The following is a 478-nucleotide window of genomic DNA, read 5'->3' as shown; positions in this document are numbered from 1 at the left end:
GGCGGCGCTGGCGCGAAGGCCGCGCCAGCAAGGAACGCGCCGCCGCGCGCGAGCGCGCACGCACGGAGCTCGCGCGCGAACGCCGCGAGCGCGACCTGCTGACCCTGGACCCCGACTTCGTCCCCGCCGACGCCGACGCGGTGGTGATGCAGCTGTGGGAGGTCAAGCGCGAGCTCGTCGGCCTGCGCCGGCCCGACCTCGCCGTGCAGGCCGACCGCCTGTTCACCCGCTACCACCGTGCGCTCGACGTGCTCGACGAGAAGTTCGACCGCCGCGAGGTCACCTACGAGCGCGCCCGCGGCCTGGTCAGCGAGGTCGGCAGCGGCGCCGCCGCCGGGCTGGGCGCGATGGTCGAGCTGGTGCAGGGCAGCGTCGGCCTGGACGCCGACTTCGTGCGCGGGCGCCTGGAGCGCGAGGCCGCCCGCATCGGCGGCACCGAGCGCGAGGCCCTGCAGCGCCGCCTCGCGCTCGCCGACGA

The 478-nt window shown here is 77.2% G+C and carries 1 pseudogene; it reads left to right on the top strand.

Annotation, left to right across the window (positions count from 1 at the left end):
- A pseudogene (locus C667_RS23890) lies at positions 1-478 on the top strand (cobyrinic acid a,c-diamide synthase); the annotation flags it as partial.

It is taken from the genome of Thauera phenylacetica B4P (genome assembly GCF_000310225.1).
Lineage (GTDB): Bacteria > Pseudomonadota > Gammaproteobacteria > Burkholderiales > Rhodocyclaceae > Thauera > Thauera phenylacetica.
This window is presented reverse-complemented; position numbering and strand designations above follow the sequence as displayed.